The organism is Alkalicoccus halolimnae (genome assembly GCF_008014775.2).
Taxonomy (GTDB): Bacteria; Bacillota; Bacilli; order Bacillales; family Salisediminibacteriaceae; genus Alkalicoccus; species Alkalicoccus halolimnae.
Genome location: NZ_CP144914.1, coordinates 280,543 through 304,583, shown reverse-complemented (window position 1 = coordinate 304,583; position 24,041 = coordinate 280,543). Strand labels below are relative to the sequence as shown.

Here is a 24,041-nt window from a genome sequence, read left to right as displayed (position 1 = left end):
AATATATATTCTCTTTATTTTAGTAAGTTTAACAACAAAAGAAAAAGCCTGATTTATAGGCTTTTTAAATAAGGGGGGTTGTACTCTTATCAAATAACCGTTTTCCGATGCTTCTAAACATATTTTCATTAAGCTTTGTTAAAATCTGTTGTTAATAAATATAGGAAACTTCGCTTCAGCTCGGCGGGCTTGCCAATGATTCTCCCGTATTCAGAAGGAAAAGTTAACACTGCCACTTCATGAATCTGATTTATCAGAACCGGATTTTTTCTTCGTTTCACGGTTTCTCAGCACTTTTTGAAGAATTGGGCTACTAGATGCAGGCGCATGCTCTTTTTTATACACGAGCATCGTCCGTTTAAATTCAATAACAACTTCACTGTTCTGATTGTAGCCTGTTGTTTTTACTTTAATAATCCCCGCTTCCTGACGAGATTTAGATTCGCGTTTTTCATAAAGCTCGCTGTAGGAATAGATCGTATCTCCTTCAAATACCGGATTAGGCAGCCGGATTTCGTCCCAGCCGAGGTTAGCCATTACATTCTGGGAGATATCGCTGACCGACTGCCCCGTAACGAGTGCTACGGTGAACGTAGAATCGACGAGCGGCCTGCCAAATTCGGTTTTTTCAGCGTAGACCGTATCGAAATGGATTGGATTCGTATTTTGGGTCAAAAGTGTAAACCAAACATTATCTGTCTGGGTTACTGTTCTTCCGAGCGGATGAGGATAAATGTCCCCCGGCTCAAAGTCTTCATAAAACCTTCCATTCCAGCCTTCTTTCATTGTCATATGTATTCCCTCCCTGATAAGTCTATGCAGTTTGGCCGGAAAAGCCAAATATGTAAAAAATTCTGAATATATTCATTGCCTTCCCCTTTATTACCATCGTAAACTTACATTAACATCCTATCTCTCACATTATGGAAACTGACCATGGCTGCTATTTTTTGAAGGAGGGATTTATTATGGGTCGTCTGGAAGGCAAGATCGTGCTTATTACCGGTGCAGCGCGGGGCATGGGCGCTTCTCATGCACGAGCATTTGTAGAAGAAGGAGCAAAAGTCGCCATTACAGACATTTTGGAAAAAGAGGGAAAATATGAAGCCGCCGAACTCGGTGAAAAAGCTATATTTGTCAGGCATGACGTCACAAAAGAATCGGATTGGGAAGAAGCTGTCAAACAGACAGAAGCCGCCTTCGGACCAATTAACGTGCTGATTAACAATGCTGGTGTGACCAGAAGCATCCCCACTGTTGACCAGTCCGTCGAAAGTTACAATCAAGTTTATCAAATCAACCAGCTTTCCGTTTTTCTAGGTATGAAAGCTGTCTTCCCTTCTATGCAAAAAGCTGAAAAAGGATCCATTATCAATGTATCTTCCATTTCAGGGATCGTCGGCCAGGCTGCCAGTCTTGCTTATAACGCGACGAAGTTTGCTGTACGGGGAATGACGAAATCGGCAGCTGTGGAATGGGGCCCTTTAAACATCCGGGTGAACTCCATTCACCCCGGCATCATCCGTACACCAATGAATGAAGCGGCGGAACTTCAGGACATTCTCGAAAAAACAGAGGCAGGCATCCCGCTTCAACGCCCTGGAGATTCCTGGGAAATTACTCCGCTCTGTATTTTCCTTGCTTCCGATGAATCGAGTTACTGCACTGGTTCTGAGTTTATCATTGATGGCGGATTTACGGCCCAGTAAACACCGGTGTTCGTGTTTCCTTTCAGACGGAAGCATCTTTTTTCTTTTCCGCACATCTCCCTGCCCTGGTTCCCGTTTTTAATTTCGTATCTGCTTCATTTGAACAACATGCTTTTTTCTGTAACCGGAAATATAAACGAAGCCGAGAACGTCCCTGTCGAAGATTGAGACCGGGAAACCTCCCACGGAGCAGGTTCATCCGGGGATCGCTTCTGTGGGCATGTCCATGACAGGGAAGCTTCCAGTAACAATCAATAACTAAATTTAACGAACCCTTTATAAAAAAAAGTTGAAGTAATTTTGTAAATCAAATACAATTATTACTGAAAGTTTAAAATATTCTCACATGGGAGGCAACGATTGGATGAAATTTTATCGTAGTGCAGCCGGGATTTTAGCTTTGAGTGTTTTTGCCGCCACAGGAACAGTCGCAGCCGGAAATCACGATGGAGATTCTGAAAAAGGACCAAAACGAAACGTAGAGGATGTTACTGTTCTGGATTCTTCGAGTTTTACGATTTCGTTTGACAAAACATTTCCATCCGGCCTGGATCTGGAAAGAGTCGTTGACGTGAAGGCAGTGGATGAAGAAGGAAACACAATTGACATAGGAGATACAAGCGTACTTATGACAAAAGGAGACCGCTCCGAAGTAACCGTTAAGCATGATGATCTGGACGGTCAATCCGGAAGCCTGATAGTCGGTGAAGAGGAAATTGAGTTCGACTATGACGAAGAAACAGGCGATTTCAATTTAAATATTTTCCATACTAATGACAATCATGGACGCACAGACGCTTTCCCGCATCTTGTAACTGCCTATAATGAAGCGGAAGAGGAATACGGAGACGGTCTGCTGCTCGATGCCGGAGACATCTTTTCCGGAACCCTTTATTTTAACGAGTACCGCGGACAGGATGCGCTGGAGTTCATGAATTTAATGGAATATGATGCGTTCGTTCCCGGAAACCATGAGTTTGATCTGGGGGACCCTGATGAAGGGCATCCTGAACTTGTTGAATTTTTCGAAGGTGCTGATTTCCCTATCGTTGCAGCCAACATTGACTTTTCCGGTGACAGCGGCTTTGACGGCTTGAATCAGGGCGGAATCAGCAGTGACCCGGAAGCAGGAAATATTTATGATGGCATTGTCCTCGAGCAGGACGGAGAAGAAATTGGTATTTTCGGTTTGGACACAGCAGATACAGAAAATATCTCCAGCCCTCTTGATGTGGAATTCACAGATTACCTCGAAGCAGCGGAAGAAGCTGTCGCAGGTTTTGAAGAGCAGGGCATTGATAAAGTGATTGCTCTCACCCACCTTGGTTATGACAGCAGTCCGGATATCGGAAGTGATCTGATTCTCGCTGAAGAAGTAGAAGGTATCGACGTTATTATCGGCGGCCACAGCCATACCCTTCTGGAAACCCCTGTTCTGGTGGATGAAAATGCAGAAGGTGAAGAAAAAGATCCGACCATTATCGGCCAGGCCGGTGAATATGGTGGTCATCTCGGCGTTATGGATATCACATTCGACGAAAATGGAACAATTGTGGACTTCGCCGGTGAAGTGAAAGCCACCGAAGACTACGAAGCAGACCCGGAAGCTGCAGAAATGCTTGAGCCTTATACGGAAGGTGTCGAAGAGCTTGCCAATGAGCCGGCCGGTTCTACAGTAGTCAATGAACTTCCAAACCCGCGCCACGGCGACGGTGATGAAGAGAGTGTCCGTGCCAATGAAACAGCACTGGGCAACCTGATTACAGACGCCCAGCTTGATGCAGCGCTCACTGCAGATGAAGACACCATTATGGCAGTACAGAACGGCGGCGGCATCCGCACCTCAATTGCTGCAGGAGAAGTAACTGTCGGGGAATTAATTGAAGTACAGCCATTCGGAAACCGCCTTGCTCTTCTTGACCTTACAGGCGAAGAAATTTACGAGGCATTCGAACACAGCGTATCCGAAGCGCCTGAAGAAAACGGCGGATTCCTGCAGGTATCTGAAGGCACAGAGTTAACATACGACAGCAGCCGCAGCGTAGATGAACGAGTTGAATCCATCTCTGTAGAGGGAGAAGAACTATCCCGCGATGATGAAATGCATACCGTAGCAATGAATAACTTCACTGCTACAGGCGGCGACGGCTTCGACGTTTTCGCTGAAGCATATGATGACGGACGGGGCACAATTGTTGGTTATACTGACTGGGAAATGCTTCGTGACTTTATGGCGGAACTGGGTGAGGTAGATTATTCCATCCAGGGTCGTATTACCGATCTCGCTTCGGACGACGAGTAGGTCTAATAAAGAAATAATGAACATTTAACTGGAGTGAAACTGTCTCCAGCGCAGACAGGGAACGCATTTCTGTCTCTTTGCCTTAACGAGAGAAGCCCCCGCCATTTTGAGGCGAGGGGCTTTTCTCGATTATTATTAAGTCTGCCGCATTTTTCACCTGTAAGATATCCTGCCCTTATTTTAATAACGTTACTCTATGGAGCTGACAAATTATTTGGACAGTTTCTATTAAACGAACAGGAGAAAATTTAGTTTTCAACTCCCGAAGGACAGGGAAGATAGAGAAGAGTGGGTCACGAGAAGGAGTGAAAGTTTATGAATGTAAAAAATCTTGAAGAAATTCTTAACAGAAATCGTTCTTATACCAATCAAGGAGAAACAGCAAATTATATCCCTGAGCTGGCCTACGCGAATCCCCAACAGCTCGGAATAACTGTCTGTACTCCCCGCGGCGAGGTTATCAGCGTCGGCGACTGCGAAGTGGAATTTACGATGCAGAGTATTTCCAAAGTGGTGAATTTGATCGTGGCCGTCCTCGATAACGGGCCGGAGCAGGTTTTTTCCAAAGTAGGGATGGAATCCAGCGGAGAGCCTTTTAACTCCGTAGCAGAACTGGAAACAAAAGCAGAAAATAAACCTCTAAATCCGCTTATTAATGCGGGAGCTATCGCCGTATCGTCCATGATTAAAGGGCGGGACGTGGAAGAACAGTTTCAGAGAGTGTGTACGTTTTTATCCAAAATAACCGGGAAAGAAAACATTACCTTAAATGAACGAATTTACGAGTCCGAAAAACTTACCGGTGACCGCAACCGTTCGCTTGCCTATTTCATGAAAAGCACGGGAGTGATTGATACTAATGTGGAAGAAGCCCTCGATCTGTACTTCCGGCTCTGTTCCATCAGCGTAACGTGTTCAGATCTGGCAAAGATTGGACTTTTCCTTTCGACGGGAGGGAAAATCCAGGGAGAGATCCTTCATAAAAACATGCCGAAAGCGGTCCAGATCGCCCTATCTATCATGCTTACCGCAGGCCTTTACAATGAATCCGGAGAAACGATGATGAAAGCCGGAATCCCTGCTAAAAGCGGTGTCAGCGGAGGTATCATGGCAGCTCCTCCCAACGAGATGGGGATTGGCATTATTGGTCCTGCCATTAACTCTAAAGGAAACAGTGCTGCAGGAGTAAAAATCCTCGAAGACCTCTCCAGTGAGTACAATCTGCATGTTTTCAAAAAGAAACCGGTGTAACAGTTATAAAGAACTTTTAATGCGCCGGGCGGAAGGACCTTTCAAAGCCTCCCGCCGTTCATTCAACTTCACGTCCCATACTTCAAATTCGTACCATGTAAACTTCCCTTCCGGAAGCATCCAGGAAATTTGCAGTTTTGAAGGCAGACAGATTCCACTATAAATTGTATATTCCAGTACTTCCCCCACCCACTCCGTCCGCTCCGTATCATTTTTATCCATATAACGGAAGGCACGGAGCTCTGTCAGCCTGCCGTCCTGCTCAAAATGAAAACTTCCTTTCCCCGTGGTACCGCCGTAGGACATCTCTGCCTCTGCTGTCCTTTCATCGATCATTTCCCAGGAAATATAGGGGCTGAGTGATGCAGAAGGATACCAGGCCATCTCCAGCAGAAATCTCTGCAGGGCTGCTTCGTTTATTTTCTTATTATATTTCACATCAGCCAATGGAAGAACAGAATCCGCCTTCATAAGAAGTTCTCCCTGGCCAAAGCGGTACAGGTCTCTTCCAGTTACGCTTATTAACGGCAGCATCTTCATCTTCACCTGCCAGAAAAAAGCCGGATAATCGGTGGTACTGTACTGCTCCGCTTGAGCCGGGAAACCCTTTTTCTGGTCCGGCTTGAATTTTATTTTTCCACTCTGCCTCAAATGCACCGTATGAATGTTAGGCTTTCCTATACTTCCGCTCCAATGAAGCCATTTTTGAACCGGTGGAGGAAGCTGCTGAACCATGCTTTCCGTCACTACCCATTCGTTCGGATTACATTTATCTTCAAGAATTTCCTCTGCTTCACGGCTTATCCGCCGTCGAAACCTCCAGGAACCAAAAGCCAGTACAGAAGCAAGAACAGCAGCAGACCAGAGCAGCTTTTTCATCATTTTCATCCTCCTGTAAAGTTATTCTCCTTTTGTTTTCATTCGCCAAGACTTGGATTCCCGTACAGCGCCATCTACCCTGCCGCACTTTATTTGTTAAAATCATACAGCTGTTCCAGCGGAAGGTCAATAGCATTTTAATAAGAGCAGGCAGTAAACTATGCTGCTTTTCCTGTCTCCAATGAAAAGCAGCTTATTGAAATCACCTTTAAATCTTTACAAACGTGCAGTTCTCTTGTTAAATTAGTTACAATCTTTAAAGACCGGTCTGGTTTTTCGGGTGAATTTATTTAAGGAGTGAAGCAGTTTGGTTAAAAGAAGTTTAAAGCAGCGTCTTGAGGACGGAACAGTTATCGTGGCAGAAGGATATTTATTTGAAATGGAACGGCGGGGCTATCTGCAGGCCGGAACATTCGTGCCTGAAGTTGCCCTCGAAAATCCGGAAGTGTTGAAGGCGGTCTACCGTGATTTTATGCTTGCCGGGTCCGATGTCGTCATCGCATTTACGTATAATGCGCACCGGGAAAAAATGCGTATTATTGGAAAAGAAGACATGCTCGAGCCGCTTAACCGGGCTGCTATCCGACTCGCTAAAGAAGTAGCAGCGGAACACCCAACTGAAGAAGCGCTTGTCGCCGGAAATATTTCCAACACGAATATTTTTGATCCTGAAAACGAAGAGTCCAAAGAGCAGGTACGGCGTATGTTTGCTGAGATGATCGGCTGGTGCAGAGAAGAAGGCGTCGATTACATCGCCGGAGAAACATTCTACTACCATGAAGAAGCGCTGATTGCTCTCGAAGAAATTAAAAAAGCAGGACTGCAGGCAGCGATCACTATGGGCCTTATGGGGGAAAACGTGCTCCGAGACGGCTATGAGGTGGAAGAGTCCTGTCGTATCCTTGAAGAAAACGGCGCTCTCGTTACAGGGATGAACTGCTTCCGCGGACCGAAGACGATGCAGCCGTACCTGGAAAAAATCCGCAGTTCGGTCAACGGGTATATCGGGGCGCTGCCTATTCCGTACCGGACCAATGAAGAACATCCGACTTTCTTCAATCTGCCGGACGGAGGCTGCAGCTGCACCCTCCCTACGGAAACAACTTTTCCAACAGCACTTGATCCGCTTTATCATAACCGATATGAAATTGCCGAGTGGGCTAAAGAAGCTAAATCTTCCGGCGTGCGTTACATTGGTCTTTGCTGCGGCGCCTCTCCGGCAATGATCCGCTCCATTACAGAAGCAGTCGGGTATGAAGCAGTGAACTCCAAATATTCTCCCGACATGCGTAAACATTTTCTGTTCGGTGAAGATGAAACACTTCAGCAGCACAACAAGGATTACCGCGGGAAAGCTTAGGACTCAGCACTACAAAAGCAGGTACCAATATTTCCTTTCTAATATAAGAACAGCAAACGTTAACAGCGCCGTGGCAGAAATATTGTCACGGCGCTGTTTTATTCCCTTATTTTGATAATCACTTTTCCTGCATGCATTCCTTTTCCAAAATATTGAAAGGCCTCCGCTGTTTTTTTCAGCGGGAATTGTCTATCGATCACGGGAGTCACCTTTCCCGATTCAACGAATTCCAAAATATGTTCCAGGTCTTCTTTATTTGGTTTATGAAGAAGAAGCCCTGTCGTTTTGCTTGTCGTTCGGGAGAAAATAGCTCCCAGCATCATCAATTGCAAAATATACGCTGTTTTTCCGCCGATCATCAAGTAAATGCCCCCTGCTTGAAGAGCATTTCTATTTTCAATGATCGAACGCTGGGCCGTAATATCAATAATTCGGTTGTAACGTTCCTGCTCTTTCGTATAATCTCTCAATCTATAATCAATCACATGATCGGCTCCAATCGATTGGAGCATCTCTAATTTTTCAGCGCGGTCCACTCCCGTCACTTCAGCCCCGGATGCTTTAGCCATTTGGACCGCAAACGTGCCCACCCCTCCTCCAGCTCCGTTAATTAATACTTTTTCTCCTTTCTCCACCGGTCTTTTGCAGCGGAGTCCCTGCATAGCAAGTACGGCTGCCTGCGGGAGAGCAGCGGCTTCCTGAAACGACATATTTTCCGGCATGCGGGCCAGGACATGCTCCGGTGCTGTTACATATTCAGCAAATCCTCCCCAGCCGCTCCCCGACAGATCTCCAAATACTCTGTCTCCGGGCTGCAGCTGCCTGACCTTCTCTCCTGTGCTTTCGACAATCCCGGCTGCGTCTGCTCCGAGAATCCGATACCTGGGCCTTCGCAGTCCCCCAATCCGGCTCAGCAACGGCTTTCCTTGCAGAAGATCCCAGTCCCATGAATTAATGGACGCTGCGTAAACGTTTATTAGTACTTCTTCTTCCTTAGGTACAGGTTTTTGTATGTTCTTTATTTTTAATTCTTCCGGCGATCCATATCGGTAGTATACGGCTGCTTTCATAAGTGTGCCTCTGCAGATACAGCAATCTTCCTGTTTTTACGACTATTAATTACCCGGAGGAATACCTGAAGATGGTGTATGGATGGACAGGATCTTTGAATGTTGAAAATAACTGCCCTCATTTCGTAGCACTTCCTGAGAAAAACCTGTATTTCAAAGTTTCCAGCGACTTTCTGAAAAAATGGAATGCTACTATTCTCTGCTTTCGATCCTTTCCTTTTTCCTACCATAACCCCCACCTTCTTCCTCGTGAAATAGCTGCGACAGGTTTCTGTAAAAGACTTCAAAGAGGTGACCCAAAAGTTGAGACACCTTCCTTCGTCTGTCTTATAAAACTGTGTGTGTTCCGCTCATCAGGGGTGTTTTTCTTTATTCCTTGTTTTCTTCATCTTTTTTCAAGCGGGATTTGTATTCGCTGATTTTCTGAGTGTATTTATTTTTCCTGTTTAGAATATCCGCCTGTTTCTTAACCGATTTTGCCCTTTTTTGCGTTTCTTTTCTCATTACCTGCCACTTGCTTACTTTTTTGTCTTCGGAAGAAGTTTTGTCCGCTTCCCGTTCTGCTTTCTCCGCTCTTTCAAGTGCGTCTGCTTCCTTCTCTTTTTCCTTCTCCCAATTAGCCTTGAGTTTTTCCAGTGACTTCTGCTTTTTCTTGATCTTCTTATCGATTCCTGAAGAGTCAGCCATTATGTTTCCTCCTTTTTTATGTTGGCTGTCTGACTTCACCTGAGCTGTTTACTACATTTTACAACTATATCAGGTAAATGGATAGTAAATTCAGTTGATATTTATTAAATATTCTGTAAAATTTACAGGTAATCTGTTTACTTTCCTATAAATAACAGAATACGAGCGAAAATAAGAAATTTTTATCTACACTGCTGTCGTACGAGAGCTTATGGTATCCAATTTTCACCCAGAACTGGTTAAGGAATTAGGATTTTCCAATTAAAGCAGAAACGTCTTTATTATATGAATCAATTTCATAAGTCGCTGTAAGTATGAGATTTCCGAACATGGTGAATGATTTCCACTTCAGACGGACGCTTTCCGCGGGGCTCGTCTTCAACTAATTCTTCCAGTACTGTACACCGGAAAAATGGATTTTCAGACTTCGCTTTATCCCGCCGGAGTCGCCGTCTGCCGTTTCAATCATCCGATTTCATATACGAATATTCACACTGTAAATTGATAACATGATCGTTAAAATAACCTGCAAAGTATGTTATGAAATTGATTCATAATTCATATATGTTGAACTTAATAATTGGCTCTGTTAAAGCTCTGTGTTGTTTTTTGGAGTGCCTGCGGCTCTTTTTTCTTCGCTTTCCTCAGGTGTCTCGAAAGATCACCTTGTCGCTCGTTTTTACTAAATGAAAGCTATTGATAATAAAAAACAGAAGGTTATTCTTTAATCCCGGCGGACGCCTGTCGAAAAAAACGTACGTTTATCGCTTATCTGCTTTATTTTCAAGACAGCCGTCTTTATTAGAATAAATATCCGCTATCTTTTATATTTTAAAATTGACCTCCCGGATGGTCAGGGAGAGGTGCTTTATGATTAAAATTCCGAAATTTTTTCATGAAATCCTGGGTGAATATCAGTCGAAATCCGCCTTAGTTATTATTGCTCTTTTTGTACTGATTTCCGGCGCAGCAGCTGGGATTTTCGGCTATGATGAATGGAAAGGTTTATCCTTGGTAAAGCAAATAGTAACGTGGCTGTTGTTTTTAGATATCGCAGGAGGGGTTGTAGCAAATTTAACGAGAGGCACTGATCTTTTTTATAATCAGCATCCAAAGAAACGATGGATATTTATCGCAATCCACATTCAGCCTGTTATCCTGGCGTGGTCAATGGAAGTTCCTCTTTATTATGGGGTTACAATTTGGATCTACACTTTCATCGGGGCAGTATTCTTAAATTTCATTAGAGAATCCCCTTTTCAAAGCCTCTCAGCCGGCAGCTTAACAGGGTTAGGCCTGCTGATAGTTGCTTATTGGGGGCAGACACTCCCCTTCCTCGTATCCGTATTATTCATTTTTTATATTTTTAAGGTGTTGTTCAGCTTTTCAGTTTTCCATTACAAGGGGGACACGAAGTGAATATTAATAAAAACCATGTTTCCTTGTTAGCCAGGGCCTTTGAAAAAGATCCAATGTTTGAATATCTTTTTTCGAACAAAAATAATAAAGATCAGTCAAAAACTTTAATTAAGTTTATTATTAAGAGAAATCACTTATCAGATGGGATGATTCTTACTGATCACACTAAAAATCCTGGTTACGTTGCGGTTCTGGAGCGGCCGGAAAACCTTGCACGTGTATCAGTTGGGGCTAAAGTCAGATTAAATATAAAGATGCTTTTATTGGTATTTCAGCTGCCTTTTCATGTCCTCCGATTCTTAACTAAATATCAAAAACAAACTGTTGCAAGTGCACCAAATGCACCCCATTACTATATAACCATGATTGGTGTTGAGCCTTCTTTTCAAGGGAGGGGCCTCGGGAAAAAGGTTTTAAAAGAGATTCATGAACTTGCTGCCTCTTCACAGCCCCCCTCTCCCATCGCACTGGATACTGAAAACGACCAGAATATCGCTTATTACGAAAAGCTTGGATATGAGCTTAAAGATACTAAAGTCATCGACGGACTAAAAGTATATTGTATGACCCGGCCTGCAGAACAAAGTAAATAATCGTCCCGTTTCTTCACCATTCTCACTTTAACAGACAAAAATAGGCAGATAAGTCTGGATACAATCAAGTAACCCTTCGCTTCCTATGGGAAGCTTTCAGGTGGGAGGAAGGATGCCTTCAGAATCCTCCAGACCCTCCCCCACCCCCGCCTGCGCCTGTACCTCCGCCCACTCCGGGACCAGAACTGAAGGAGGTTGAGGCCTGAGCCGTTGTTGAGTGAAACTGTGTGCTCACTAACACACCTGTCATCATAAACGCCGTTGAACTATCTGCATAATCCAACGGCTTCCGGTCTGCCGGTATTTGCTTCGTTAATTCCCCGGCTATTTTTTTAACTGATTTCAGATTAAGACCAAGCCCAAAAATAAAAGCAGTTTTCTGCTCCGAAGGCGTTAAACGCTGCCAGTCTTCAACTGTGTACTCTTTCAGTCTTTTTCTGAAATCCTGCCATTCTCCTGAAACTGCAGAACCCTTATCTGTTTTAGGCTGATAGACAATTGGATAAAGAAGGAACGTGACAGCAGTGAGTCCAAGTATCACGAATGGCAGTATAAGCCCGTGGATCATAAATACAATTCCTGCAGCAAAGGTTAGAGTGGCCGCCAACATCAAAACAAAGCGGAATGTTTTTCGTTCAATCACCAGCTTTTCTTCTTTCTGTTCCTTTTTAACTTCCTTTGTCCATTCCGCTTCTTTTTTCTTGAAAGTCTCATAGTTCTCTTTTTTCTCGAGGTATGAAGCCATGTCTTTTAAATGAAAGACATTCTCCTCGCTCATATCATCAAGCATTTCGATAAGCTTTATTTCGTGGGAAAGAAGCTCGTCCCGTTCTTTTATACGGAAGCCGTCCTCCCCTTCCTGCATCGCTTTTCCTTTTCTAACGAGATCAAGCAGCGAGGCGGAGAGCATTTCCGGCGTAACGGTCTGATGGATATACATCATCGTTGCGGGCATGCTCATGATCGGCTCCGGTACCGGTTTCTCTCTCTCTGCGTTATCTGCTCTGCTTCTGCCGTAGCGGAATTTCAGATTGTCCCTGAAAATAAGAAACACGATTGCTGCGACTGCCGCAAATAGTAGAAAAGGGGCAGCGCTATCAAGAAAGTTTCTTCTCTCTGCAAAAGCCGCTGCCTGTTCTTCCCGCTCCTCTTTTTCCACAGCGATCTGTCTGCCTGCAGTATCATTGGAAGTCCGTTCTGCACCGCTGAACATTGCTTCATCAAAGGCAGTCCTTATATCCCCGTTTGATCCGCTTTCTACGTGTCCGAGATCAAATATAACTATGCCGTCTTCCGTGATTGTTTCTGCTCCTTCTGCTTCATCATATCCGATTGCCTGGACATTTTCTGATTCTTCCGGAGGGTAAATGAAGATACTCATCGCTTCGTAATCCATTTCGTTGCTGGAATCGAAAAAAGCCCAGTAAAATTGCCCAACATCTGTGAATCGCTCGACTCCATTTTCTATTGTGTAATGAAGATCCACAGTAAAGGTTTCGTCTTCCCCGGAGCGGTGAATCGAATGAACGATTTCTTCCTCCGTTTCAATGACAAGCTCCTCTCCATTTTCATAAGCCTGAAGGTTTTCAACAGCAGTTTCTTCCGGGTGATTCAGCGTCCGAACCACTCCGTTAAACTCTCCTTCAAACGCATAAGTGAACGTTTCTTCCACTTCCACACTCCCATCCTCCTGGAGGTGTGCATGAATCTCGGCTTCGGGAATCGTCAGTTCAAATGCTCCTGCGGAAAAAGGCAGAAAAAAGCAGACTATAATCATACTCCAGGCACTAATAAACCACTTCATACGTTTCCCCTCCTTTGTAACCTATACGAATGTCCCGGTCGAAAGTTTCTAATTTCCTCCAGTTTCAAGGTGATAAATCACTTTCAAAATCCTGTAACTAAGCCTTTAAAACGTTCTCCCATGGTGAAACTCCGCCTCCTTTTCCAGTGCGGTCAAACGAATAGGATAGCCTTATTTACTTCCTGTTCTCTACTGCTACACTGAAGGAAGATTCTGTAATCCAAAGGAGGATACATATGATATTAAATCGTTCAGGTCCGGCAGGCCTCGCATTACTGCTGTTATCAACTGCTGTCGCTTCCCCAGCGGAAGTTTCTGCCCAGCCGGTGAAAGAACAGGATTCCACGGTTACAGGATATGGCGGAGCTGTTGCTTCGGAAGATCCCGAAGCTTCGAGAGCCGGGATGGAAATTTTAGATCAGGGAGGCAATGCGGTAGACGCTGCCATTGCCACAGCGGCAGCCCAGGGAGTCACCCGTCCCTTTTCCGGAGGCATCGGAGGAGGCGGGATGATGCTGATTCATTTGGAAGGCGAAGACGAGCCGATTGCGATCGACAGCCGCTCTGCAGCTTCCGGATCGTTCAACGAAACTACATACACCGATCCGGACAGCGGTCTGATTTATCCTGCTGCTATGCGCATTTCCAGCGGATCAGCCTTCGCCGTACCGGGCACGGTTAAAAATTGGGAAACGGCCCTTGAAGACTACGGGACGATGACTATGGAGGAAGTGCTCGCACCGGCAGTTGCAATTGCGGAAAACGGATTTACTGTCGATGACAACTTTGTAAGAGAAGCACGGCAGAATGCGGATCGTTTTTCCCTGTTCACGTCCACAAGCGAAATATACTTAGATGAAAACGGTAATCCACCAGAAGCCGGTGACATCATCCGTAATTCTGACCTGGCTGAGACCTACCGGATGATCGGCGAAAAAGGAGCCGCTGCTTTTTATGAAGGTGATATCGCAGAAGCCATCGTTGACACAGTGAATGACCCTCCGCTTACAGCTGACCCCGACTATCGCAGCGTCAGCACACTTTGGGAAACAGACAAGGGGATGCTTGAAGGCGAGCTCACGATGAACGATCTGAGCAGTTATGAAACTAATACGTACAGCGCGACTCACTCTACGTACCGGGATTACGACGTCTATGGCGCCCCACCTTCTTCAAGCGGCGGCATTACTGTCGGAGAGTCGCTGGAAATTATGAATGGGTTTGACATCGGTTCTTCGAAAACGGATGGGTATCATCATTTCATGGAAGCGACCCGCCTTGCCGTTGCAGACCGAAGAGAATATATTGGTGATCCGGCCTTTACAGATATACCGATGACGGGCATGCTTTCCAAAGGATTTGCAGAAGAACGAAGACAGCTTATTGATTCTGACCAGGCGGCACTCGGTCAAATTGCTTTTGGCAATCCATGGCCGTATGAAGAAAACCCAAACCGCAGTCCGGATTCTCCGTCTTCTGATAACAGCTTTTCTTATGACTTTTCCGGCGAAAACGGATCAAACTGGGACCAGTTCAAATTTCACCGGCTTGATACAGGGCCGTCAAGCAGCCCTGACGACGCTTCATTCACTATAAATAACAATACGGGTGTTTTTTCTGTTCATGAACGGAAAGACGGCAGAGGCAGTGCCTATGGACGGGCGACTGCGAATATGCAGACATTTGCAAATCCGGAACTGAATACTTCGTTCCAGCTTAGTGAAACCGGCAGTGACCAGCGTCTTCGTCTCTGGCTCCAGGGTGACGTCTGGCGCTCCGGCAGCTCCATACCGGAGAACGGCTACGGACTGGAGATTAACGCGCAGACAGAAGAAGCTTCTTTACTGCGTGCCAAAGATTCATCATTTAGAACGATTGCCCGCTTTGATTATCCACTTGACACTCATAAACATAATGTTCGTTTTGTCGTGGACGGAAATGATTTGAAATTTAATTTGTGGAGCGATGCTGACAGCGAACCGGATGAATGGACCGGGTATCACAGCCTTGCCGGCAGCGACCGGCTTTCCTACGGAGAGGGAAAATTTCTATTAAGCGCCATTAATTTTGACGGTTCCAGCAGTCAGGATATTACGTTTGATGAAATTCTCATAGATGAATGGGAGGCGGGCAGTGATGAACCGGCCGTACCGGCTTCCATCCAGTCTTTTACTGCTCCGGAAGAACCGGAAAATACGACTTCCATTGAGGAAGAAGAACAAATGATTGATGAAGAACAGCTTCGTGAGCAGGAAGCTGAGCAGGAAACGCTTGAGGCAGATGAATCGACGATTCATTTATCCGTCACCGATAAAGATGGGAATGTTGCCGGCTATACGACAACTATTGTATCTATCGGCGGAAACGGCATGGTTGTGCCGAATCACGGATTTCTACTGAACAATGCTCTTTACGGCAGAACCCCCGGGGGAGATCCTTCCCACCCTAACTATCCTAGACCGGGGATGCGCTCATTAAGCAGTATGTCTCCTACTCTGTTAATGAAAGATGGAAATCCTGAGCTGACCGTTGGAGCTCCCGGAAGCGATACGATTTTAACGACAGTACTGCAGCTTATTATAAGCAGCGTTGACTTTGACATGCCTCTTCCGGAAGCTTTTAGAGAGCCAAGAGTCAGCCAGCGGAACAACTTTGACAGCCGGGCCAATTATGAAGCCCGATACTGGAATACGGAATTCGAGTCCATGAAAGAAGAATGGGAAGCAATGGGTCACCGCTTTACTCCGAGCAACGCTGTCCAGGGAATTGGTGCAGCTACCGGCATTGAATTTCTTGGTGACGGGATCGTCCGCCCTGTCACTGAAGAAACGAGACGCGGCGGAGGCAGTGCCGTCGTCCAGTCCGAGGAGCCGATGGGCCCACCCGCCGCTTTCCCGGATATTCAGGGACACTGGGCACAGGAAGAGATTGAAGCTATGGTGGAATCGGGCATTATCGAAGGCCGCTCCCCCTCCGAATTTGCGCCAAACGCTGATGTGACACGGGCGGAATTTGCGACGCTAGTCACGCGTGCTTTCAACCTCGAGCATCATGCAGCAGGGGAGCAGGAGTTTGACGATGTAGCGGAAGGAGCCTGGTACGCACCATTTATTGACGCAGCTGCCAGTTCCGGCATCATCAACGGTTACGAAACGGCAGAAGGCTTGTTCTTTGGTCCTGGAGAAGAAATCACCCGGGAAGAGATGGCAGCTATGATCGTGCGGGCTGTTGAAATGGAGATGGAATTAGAAGCCGCTTCTGTTTCGTTTACTGATGAAGAAAATATCGCTCCATGGGCAAAAGAAGAAGTTGCAAAAGCAGCAGGCGCCGGCCTGATTCAGGGAAATCCAGACGGAAGCTTTGAACCGAAAGCTCCTGCTTCCAGAGCACAGGCTGCGATCGTATTCTTCCGCGCTCTTGAACTGACGAACGTCCCTGCCGCTTTCCCTGATATTGAGGGTCACTGGGCGGAAAGAGAAATCGGACTCATGGTGGAAACCGGAGTCATTGAAGGCCGCTCTGCCGAAGAATTTGCTCCTAATGATGACGTTACGCGCGCTGAATTCGCGACGCTCATTACCCGGGCATTTAATCTGGAAGTGCATGCCGCAGGGTCGACACAATTTGAAGATGTAGCAGACGGAAGCTGGTATGCTGCGTATGTCGATGCAGCTTCCACTGCTGGGATTATTAATGGGTACGAAACCGCCGACGGTCTTTTTTTCCGGCCAGCTGAAGTAATAACCCGGGAAGAGATGGCGGCTATGCTTGTCCGTGCCGTCGAAATCAGCACCGGAGAGGCATTGGAGAGAAGTGAATTATCGTTCACTGACAGCAGTGAAATTGCTCCATGGGCGGAAAAGGAAGTAGGAAAAGCTGCAGCCGCCGGTTTGATACAGGGAAATCCCCAGGGAGCTTTCCAGCCGAAAGCGTCTGCTTCCAGAGCTGAATCCGCGGTTGTTTTCCACCGGTCTCTTGGAAGGAACAATTAGGGAGAAACCCAGCAGCAAATAGAAAGAGGAGGCTGTCTCAAAAGGTTTATCGAGACAGCCTGGAAAGCACGCGCGGAGCCGGACAAGATGTTAAAAAGCCTGTTAGACGGGGAATTGTCTAACAGGCTTTTGTCCGTGCAAAACCGTGCTCCTACCCTTATGGAACAGCTTTCTCTTTGTGCAGATGAATTCTGCTTTGCAAAATGGTTATGTTCTTCTGTAAAAACATCAGCTTTTCCGCACTCACCGGCAGGAATTACCGCCCGATGTCCTTCTCAAAGCTCCCGCTCCTATATCTTAAATCAGTAAAAACGACGTCCATAGAATCACACGGACAGACAGCCGCGGAATCCTCTTGTGCTGTAATAGGATTCGGCTCCATTGTGATAAACAAAAACCTGGTCGTAGCGGCGGTCGCAGAACAGAGCGCCTCCCCGTTCCCGGATCGACCCAGGCGTAAGGATCCAGCTCGACGTTTTTTGATCCACTTTTTCTGCTCCCTGCAGCTTCCGGTACTGCTCCTCTGTTAACAGCACGATCCCCATGTTTTCTGCTATCTCCACCGCACTCGTTTCAGGCGCAAATTTTTTACGTGATTCGCGTGCCTCCCGGTCGTAGCAGACACTCCGGCGGCCTTTGGGGCTCTCAGCGGAAAAATCACAGAAAAGGTATTCTCCCGTTTCTGAAGCAGCACCGAGTACGTCCGGCTCTCCGCCGGTCTTTTCCATTTCCTGCAGGCTTCTTCCTTTTTCCAAATCCGCCTCCAGCCGCTTCTGGACATCAGACCAGATCACTTCCGGGTGACGGTGGCTGTTTTTCTCAAAGCGTTCTTTCAGTACTTCGATGAGTTCATTCATTCGTCATCCTCCTTTTTAAAGTGCCTATTTTTTTAGGCTGCCTTGAAAATAAAGTAGTTAAGTGATGGACGAGCGCTTTCGTTTCCATCTTCCACGGGCGGTTTTCGCTTCGTTTTGATTTTCCCATACAGAAAGCCCGCTGGTTGAATCAAGAATATAACAATGCAAAAACCAGGACCAGGGCAAGACGCCTGCTGGAAAAGAAAGCTTGAAGATCCTCCCGGACGCAAGGGAGGGAGAGCTGAAGGCTTTCTCCGCGGCAGGCGGAGGAGCCGCATGCAATCCAAAAACAACACAGAGCTTTAACAGAGCCAACTATATAGTTAGAATTTGCTCCAGCAGTTCACCATAACTTAATAAAGAAACATCATTCTTCCGATGATCCATGTTACAATAATCAATCCTACAGCGATCGAAAAGAGGACACTTAAACTTCGGTCGTGTTTAACCAGTGCGGTGATTCCAAGTGCAAAGCCAACAAGTCCGAGAACTGCAACGATAGGGGTTGGAAGGGGCAGAGTCAGAAATAGTTTCACGGAGATCAGCCCTATAAATACAAGAGTGAGCATAAGTGCCCACTTCCCCGAGAGTGTTCGATACTTCATCGTTCATCCCCTCCTCTTCTATAGTTATGGAATTTAGACTTTCTTTTACTATATATGTTGAACTTAATAATTAGGTTCCGTTTCTGTAACCAGCCGCTTTCGTTTCCATGGGGGCGCAGGGCCGGCCTCAGCTAATTCCGTCCTCCCTTCCGTCGGGCGGAGTGGGGCTCGTCCTCCATCGCCTCGGAGTGGCCCCATGGGCTCTGCATCGGCCTGTCCTCCTTTTCAGTTCTTCCGGCAAAGACGCTCTGCCGTTCAAAAAGATAACATCATTCTTTCAATAGGGAAAACCGCTTTCGTCACCATACCTTCTATCTATATAAATATTAAGTTCAATTTATATAACTATATAATTCGCCTCGGCCTTCCTTTTTCCTGCTGCCCCTTCCTATACCATTATTTTCTTTAGAAAGGCGGTAATAAATCCTGAACGAAGTTTTTTCTATGCTTTTCCCGCTTTTCATCTTCAGAGGGGCGTCACCTGAAAAACAGGTCTGAATCCTTTCTGCTTAACGTGTATACTTATAAGCAGAAGAATTCTTCATTTCCAATTAACTTTGTCACTTTTTAAGGGGGCTGTCCTGCTTTGAACCGACTTCTCTGGATATTAGCCATTGCCCAGTTTCTGGCGATGCAGGTGTGGTTTAATTTTTCAGCTGTCATGCCAATAGTAGAAACAGAGTGGGGGCTCTCTCCAACCCAGTCCGGCATTATCGTTTCTTTTTTTCATATCGGCTACGTAGCAGCTGTTTTTTTCTACAGCTTTTTAAGCGACAAATATAATCCGAAATATTCCTTTATGTACGGGGCAGCTCTCGCAGGTGTTTCCGGCATTTTATTTGTCTTTTTTGCTGAAGGCTTTACGTCTGCGCTGCTCCTGCGGTTTCTTTCCGGGGTAGGCATTGCCGGCATTTATGTACCGGGGATGAAAATCGTTGCACAAATTGCTGCTCCCAGGGAAAGAGGAGCGGCAATGGGGATTTATGTCGGCTCCCTTGTAGTCGGTTCCGGATTTTCCCTGCTCGTTTCCGGTCTGCTGATAAACCTTGTCGGCTGGCAGGGAGTTATTTTTATTACGTCTTCCTCTGCCCTGATTGCCGCAGGGATGATTTATTTTTCCCATATTCCCGCCGACTTTCAGATACAGGGGAATCGTTTAAGTTTTGCTCTTTTAAAAAGAGTGCTCACAAAGAAAAACCTGCTCGTCAACATCAGCTACACCGGCCACTGCTGGGAGCTTTACGCTATGTGGGCGTGGATTGGTCCATTCATGGTTTATTACTTTGCATCCAGCGGCGTAGATAATTCCATAGGACTCGGAAACCTGACAGCCTCTGTCGTAATTATGGTCGGCGGGTTAGCTACTTTCGCCGGAGGTAAACTTTCCGATAAATTCGGCAGGCTGAAAATAATAAATGTTTTTATCTGGATCAGCATCGCCTGCTCCCTTGTGATCGGCTGGCTCGTGGCAGCGCCGCTTTGGCTGCTATTACCTGTTGTTTTCATTTATGGGTTTGCTATCATCGCCGATTCACCGATTTATAATACCTCTCTTACCGAGATTGCAGATGAAGACGTTGTTGGTACCTCTCTCGGCATTCAGTCTGTGATGGGCTTCAGCGCTACCATCTTTTCTCCTGTGCTGTTCGGTGTTCTGCTTGATTTCTACCACTGGGGCGCGGCTTTTACTGTACTTGGACTGCTGACGTTTATCACGCCAGTCTGTATCTGGCTGTTAAAACGGTCGATTTCAACAAAAGATATCAATATAGAATAAAAAAGGGATTGTCTGTTCCTGCTTTCGGGTAAAGAAGCTGAATATGTGGTACTTTATGACATTACTTTCGTTGAGAACGTTTTTGCCTTATATTATTTTTTATAAAAGATATATATTTTTAAAAGGAGGGCTGATCTCTTGCTAAAAGATGGTAAAGAAGACAAAGAGAAACGTACAGAAACCGATGTAGACACAGACGAAGAAAAAAGTGAACAGGACCAGGAAACAGAAGAAGAAGAATCAATGCCTGACAGTCACACGGAAGGTTCTGACCTCCCCGAGCTTACAGTAGGTATTATACCAGCTCCGGAAGCCGCTTCAGACTTATCCAACAGGCTCGCTTCCGAGCTTAGTGATCTGCTGTCTTATTACGTGGATGACAACTACTCCTGGAATGTGGAAATTCAAGTTGATACCTTTGTCGGCGTAGTCGAAGACGCTACCCAAATTCTGAACCGGGCGAAAGAGATCACGGACGAGCACGAGTGGGATTATACGATTTCCATTACTGACCTGCCGCTGTTTAAGAAAGGGCATTTCCTTGTTGCGGAAGTGGACGAAAACTCAAAAATGGCTCAAATTTCCCTGCCGTCGCTCGGCGCTGCACCGCTGTTAAGACGTGTCCGGGAATCCACACTGCAGCTGGTGAGCGAAATGCACCACGGCAGTTCCGAAGAAGCACGGAATCGGGAAGACAAAAAGATATCCGACCTCGAACCGATAAAGGGGACAAACCTTCATAAGATCGGCTCCAGGGAGCTTATCAAAAGAGGCTGGCTTAAGTATCTTGCTCCTATATACCGGGTTGTATCCGAAGATGAGAAAGACGACTCGGAAGTCCGTTATGTGGCTCGTCCACGCCTGAACGGTTATTCACGTGTTACGACCGGAATGGTTCGTGCCAACCACCCGTGGAGAGTAGTTACGACCTTCAAAAGTGTTATCGCCGTCGCTTTTGCTACCGGAGCCTACGCGCTGATTTTCCCGACAGTCTGGATGCTGGCTGACTCCTACGATGAAATCCGCGCACTCGTACTGATGGTCATTGCTCTGACAGCGATGACAGGATGGATGATTATTACACACGGTTTGTGGGAGAGAAATCCTGATAAACAGAAGGAAAAACACCTCACCAGGCTTCATAACGCGTCCACGCTCGGAACGATAGGCATTGGAGTCATTATATATTACGCAGCACTTCTCCTCTGCTTTTTAGCTGCGGTGTTTATGTTTATACCGCCTGACCTGCTCGAATCCCATAACGGCATCGGCCGGCCTGCGGATATTGCTTTTTACTTCTACCTTGCCTGGCTCGTAACATCGATCGCCACCGTCATCGGGGCAATCGGGGCCGGTCTCGAAGATGAAGAAACAGTGCTCAAGGGAACTTACGGCTATCGTCAGCGGGCCCGCCAGGCACAGTTGAAAAATGAAGAGGAGGAAGCAGAAAGAAAAAGAAAAGAAAAACGGAAAGAAGAACAGGAGAAAAAGGACGAGGAAAAGAAAGAAGAGGAAGAAGAAAAAGAATAGGTACCCGCTGTGCTGCCACGTGAATCAATTGGCGGCACAGCCTTTTTTTTATTTTGGGCTGCCTTGAAAATAAAATATGGAAGCGATGAACCTACACTTCTGTTTCCATGGGGACGCTTTCCGGGCCGGACTCAGCAGTCCCCTCCTTCCTGAGGTTGTTACTCGCAGTCGACGTGGAAAGGGTGGCGGCTCCGGAGGGAAATAAGCACTTTCTAAAGGTCTCTTCGTGAGTGGATTTCCTGCGAAAACAGCGGAAGACGAGCAGGGAATCGTCCCGAATGATACAAAGACGGCTGATAGGAGAGAAATTTATAAATAATAAGTTCAGTATATATAGTTATTTTAAGAAAAATTTGAACCTTCCTATTCAGTATTTCCCCGACGGCCTTTTATGCTGTGTAATTTCTTTAATTATGGGAATGATACATACAGGAGGGTGATCATATGATTAAACGAATAGGCCACATGGCTATGACCGTCTTCAACATGGAAAAGTCCCTTGAATTTTACTGTGACATTCTTGGCCTCGAAAGAGTATTTGAGATAAAGGATGACAACCAGAAGCCCTGGATCGAATACGTTAAAGTGGCCCCAGGGCAGTTTATTGAACTTTTTCACGGCGGACGCCGGAAGCCTGAAGAAGGAGAACAGCCTATAGGCTTTCATCATCTCTGCCTGGAAGTTTATAACATTCATGAAACTGCAGCTCACTTGAAATTGCAGGGCATTACTCTCGATGCTGAGCCTGCGAGAGGCAAGGATAATAACCTGCAGTGCTGGTTGAAAGACCCCGATGGCAACAGAATCGAGCTCATGCAGCTGGATCCTTCTTCCCCGCAGATGAATTGTTAGCAGACATGCTTTTAAGAAAGCCGCCTTGAAAATAGAACATTTATAAATGTTAAATCCCTTTTTAGCTTCCGCTTCTGTAAACAGCGGCTTTCTTTTCCTTGACTAAACTTTCTGGGCAGGATGGACTGCTGTTATGAAATTCATTCACACGGAAGAATTATTCCCTTTCGGATAAAAACTCTCTGATCGCATCCCAGAAAATCGGATAGAAATGAAGATCATTATGTCCGCCCCTGCTTATCCTTTCGTAATGCAGAGTCCCTTCGTACTCCTGAAGCAGGCGGAGGGTTCTTTCTTCCGGTATGATCCCGTCTTCTCCGCCTGCCATGGCAAGAATTGGTGCGTTAATTTCTTCGATCCTACTCAGTGAATCAAATGAATAGCGCAGAAGCATATCGATAGGCAGAAACGGATAGTGAAGCTTCGCCACTTCATTTAATGAATCAAAAGGAGAAATTAATATCATTCCTTCCACTTCTCTTTCTGCCGCCGTTTTCAAAGCAACAGCCGTGCCGATACTCCTTCCCATCAGCACCACCTGCTTATCCGGATACCTCTTTTTCGTTTCATCAAATATTTCCAGAGCATCCTTGTAAAGTTTCTCTTCGCGGGGACTCCCTTCATTTTTCCCATAGCCCCGGTAATTCACGAGCAGGACGGACCATTCCGGGAGGTTTTCTTTCATACCTGGAATCTGTCCGGAAAGCTCTTCTCCGTTGCCTCCGTAATAAATTAGTAAGCCTCCGTCATCTTTCTCTTCAGAAGCCTGGAGAAGCCACCCGTGAAGAATCGTACCGTCACTGCTTTGAAAAGCCATTTCCTCCACTTCTTCATCATTGGCGGCAAGCTGCTCTGCTTCTTCACCGCTGAGCCCCTGAGGATAAAAAATTAACCTTTCCTGAAAAATATAGATCATTCCAAACAAAGCACCCGCCGCCGCGAGCACCAGACCTCCCGCTATAACCCACTTGTTCCATAAGTAAGACAATAAAATAAACACCTGTAGCCCTCCTTCCCCGACTAAATCTCCAGAGAGTTTTATTCACGCTGATTTTCCTTCTGAACAGAAGCTGTTGTCTATGAATTTTTCATTGTATTCACTGCAGGGGTGGAAATGCCTCTTTTTCTATTTTCGTTTCAGATCATCCTGCGATAGTGGCACATTCTGCAAAGTAATGAATGCCTTACCGGAAAACCTAGTTGTTTCCTCTCTTCAAAAACTCTTCTGCTTCAGGCTTGGACAGCCTATAAAATAGAGCGGTTCTTGTAATGAACTTTTTGTATTCTTCTTCTACCCTGTTTTTATCAAAAAGGTTCATAGATTCAATATCTATAAGATTATAACTGGATTGAA

General features: G+C 46.0%; 19 protein-coding genes. 10 read left to right on the top strand and 9 right to left on the bottom strand.

Going from position 1 to position 24,041, the window contains the following annotated elements; all coding sequences use genetic code 11:
* Positions 1 to 237: 237 nt before the first annotated feature.
* Positions 238 to 792 carry a MaoC family dehydratase gene (locus tag FTX54_RS01420; protein ID WP_147804241.1) on the bottom strand — a complete coding sequence of 185 codons (555 nt, stop codon included), beginning with the start codon at positions 790 to 792 and terminating at the stop codon, positions 238 to 240.
* 176 nt (positions 793 to 968) lie between these two features.
* On the opposite strand from FTX54_RS01420, the gene FTX54_RS01415 reads away from it, so the two are divergent.
* The 3 genes from FTX54_RS01415 to glsA all read left to right on the top strand — a co-directional run bounded on the left by FTX54_RS01415 (position 969) and on the right by glsA (position 5,262).
* Positions 969 to 1,709, top strand: coding sequence for an SDR family NAD(P)-dependent oxidoreductase (locus FTX54_RS01415; RefSeq protein ID WP_147804242.1), 741 nt, complete (start codon positions 969 to 971; stop codon positions 1,707 to 1,709).
* Positions 1,710 to 2,073: 364 nt separating this feature from the next.
* Entirely contained in the window at positions 2,074 to 4,011 is a 1,938-nt protein-coding gene (locus FTX54_RS01410) for a bifunctional metallophosphatase/5'-nucleotidase (protein WP_222706848.1), read from the top strand.
* 315 nt (positions 4,012 to 4,326) lie between these two features.
* The gene (gene glsA / locus FTX54_RS01405; RefSeq protein WP_147804243.1) at positions 4,327 to 5,262 is read left to right on the top strand and encodes a glutaminase A; all 936 of its coding nucleotides are present in this window, start codon (positions 4,327 to 4,329) and stop codon (positions 5,260 to 5,262) included.
* Between the two features lie 3 nt (positions 5,263 to 5,265).
* On the opposite strand, the gene FTX54_RS01400 is transcribed toward glsA, so the two are convergent.
* On the bottom strand, positions 5,266 to 6,144 hold the full coding sequence (locus FTX54_RS01400) for a DUF6920 family protein (RefSeq protein ID WP_147804244.1): 879 nt from the start codon (positions 6,142 to 6,144) through the stop codon (positions 5,266 to 5,268).
* Positions 6,145 to 6,448: 304 nt separating this feature from the next.
* On the opposite strand from FTX54_RS01400, the gene FTX54_RS01395 reads away from it, so the two are divergent.
* Complete coding sequence (locus FTX54_RS01395; protein WP_147804245.1) at positions 6,449 to 7,501, top strand: homocysteine S-methyltransferase family protein; 1,053 nt, start codon at positions 6,449 to 6,451, stop codon at positions 7,499 to 7,501.
* Positions 7,502 to 7,599: 98 nt separating this feature from the next.
* Here FTX54_RS01395 and FTX54_RS01390 read toward each other — a convergent pair whose 3' ends face one another.
* Together FTX54_RS01390 and FTX54_RS01385 are read right to left on the bottom strand one after the other, a co-directional pair.
* Positions 7,600 to 8,571 (bottom strand): NAD(P)-dependent alcohol dehydrogenase, encoded by a 972-nt coding sequence (locus tag FTX54_RS01390; RefSeq protein WP_147804246.1) that lies wholly within the window; start codon positions 8,569 to 8,571, stop codon positions 7,600 to 7,602.
* A 369-nt stretch (positions 8,572 to 8,940) separates the two neighbouring features.
* Positions 8,941 to 9,258, bottom strand: a complete 318-nt coding sequence (locus tag FTX54_RS01385) for a hypothetical protein (RefSeq protein WP_147804247.1) — start codon at positions 9,256 to 9,258, stop codon at positions 8,941 to 8,943.
* An 870-nt stretch (positions 9,259 to 10,128) separates the two neighbouring features.
* Between FTX54_RS01385 and FTX54_RS01380 the strand changes: the two genes are divergently transcribed.
* Positions 10,129 to 10,677, top strand: a complete 549-nt coding sequence (locus tag FTX54_RS01380) for a hypothetical protein (protein ID WP_147804248.1) — start codon at positions 10,129 to 10,131, stop codon at positions 10,675 to 10,677.
* The gene (locus tag FTX54_RS01375; protein ID WP_147804249.1) at positions 10,674 to 11,270 is read left to right on the top strand and encodes a GNAT family N-acetyltransferase; all 597 of its coding nucleotides are present in this window, start codon (positions 10,674 to 10,676) and stop codon (positions 11,268 to 11,270) included. Before FTX54_RS01380 ends, FTX54_RS01375 begins: the two co-directional genes overlap by 4 nt.
* 118 nt (positions 11,271 to 11,388) lie before the next feature.
* Here FTX54_RS01375 and FTX54_RS01370 read toward each other — a convergent pair whose 3' ends face one another.
* Complete coding sequence (locus FTX54_RS01370; protein WP_147804250.1) at positions 11,389 to 13,074, bottom strand: DUF2207 domain-containing protein; 1,686 nt, start codon at positions 13,072 to 13,074, stop codon at positions 11,389 to 11,391.
* Between the two features lie 236 nt (positions 13,075 to 13,310).
* On the opposite strand from FTX54_RS01370, the gene FTX54_RS01365 reads away from it, so the two are divergent.
* The gene (locus tag FTX54_RS01365; protein ID WP_147804251.1) at positions 13,311 to 17,066 is read left to right on the top strand and encodes a gamma-glutamyltransferase; all 3,756 of its coding nucleotides are present in this window, start codon (positions 13,311 to 13,313) and stop codon (positions 17,064 to 17,066) included.
* A 326-nt stretch (positions 17,067 to 17,392) separates the two neighbouring features.
* Here the strand turns inward: FTX54_RS01365 and FTX54_RS01360 are convergent, their stop codons facing one another.
* From FTX54_RS01360 to FTX54_RS01350, 3 genes are all read right to left on the bottom strand, one after another.
* Positions 17,393 to 17,923 (bottom strand): DUF4256 domain-containing protein, encoded by a 531-nt coding sequence (locus tag FTX54_RS01360; protein WP_147804252.1) that lies wholly within the window; start codon positions 17,921 to 17,923, stop codon positions 17,393 to 17,395.
* Positions 17,916 to 18,050 carry a hypothetical protein gene (locus FTX54_RS01355; protein WP_281285248.1) on the bottom strand — a complete coding sequence of 45 codons (135 nt, stop codon included), beginning with the start codon at positions 18,048 to 18,050 and terminating at the stop codon, positions 17,916 to 17,918. The genes FTX54_RS01360 and FTX54_RS01355 overlap by 8 nt, the downstream gene beginning before the upstream one ends.
* A 226-nt stretch (positions 18,051 to 18,276) precedes the next feature.
* Entirely contained in the window at positions 18,277 to 18,528 is a 252-nt protein-coding gene (locus FTX54_RS01350) for a hypothetical protein (protein ID WP_147804253.1), read from the bottom strand.
* A 586-nt stretch (positions 18,529 to 19,114) separates the two neighbouring features.
* Between FTX54_RS01350 and FTX54_RS01345 the strand changes: the two genes are divergently transcribed.
* The 3 genes from FTX54_RS01345 (at position 19,115) to FTX54_RS01335 (ending at position 22,687) form a co-directional block, all read left to right on the top strand.
* Positions 19,115 to 20,305, top strand: coding sequence for an MFS transporter (locus FTX54_RS01345; protein ID WP_246125646.1), 1,191 nt, complete (start codon positions 19,115 to 19,117; stop codon positions 20,303 to 20,305).
* A gap of 138 nt (positions 20,306 to 20,443) precedes the next feature.
* On the top strand, positions 20,444 to 21,835 hold the full coding sequence (locus FTX54_RS01340; protein ID WP_147804254.1) for a hypothetical protein: 1,392 nt from the start codon (positions 20,444 to 20,446) through the stop codon (positions 21,833 to 21,835).
* A 444-nt stretch (positions 21,836 to 22,279) separates the two neighbouring features.
* On the top strand, positions 22,280 to 22,687 hold the full coding sequence (locus tag FTX54_RS01335) for a VOC family protein (RefSeq protein ID WP_147804255.1): 408 nt from the start codon (positions 22,280 to 22,282) through the stop codon (positions 22,685 to 22,687).
* Positions 22,688 to 22,844: 157 nt separating this feature from the next.
* Here the strand turns inward: FTX54_RS01335 and FTX54_RS01330 are convergent, their stop codons facing one another.
* Positions 22,845 to 23,687: an alpha/beta hydrolase gene (locus FTX54_RS01330; RefSeq protein ID WP_147804256.1), complete on the bottom strand. Its 843-nt coding sequence runs from the start codon at positions 23,685 to 23,687 to the stop codon at positions 22,845 to 22,847.
* Between the last annotated feature and the right edge of the window lie 354 nt (positions 23,688 to 24,041).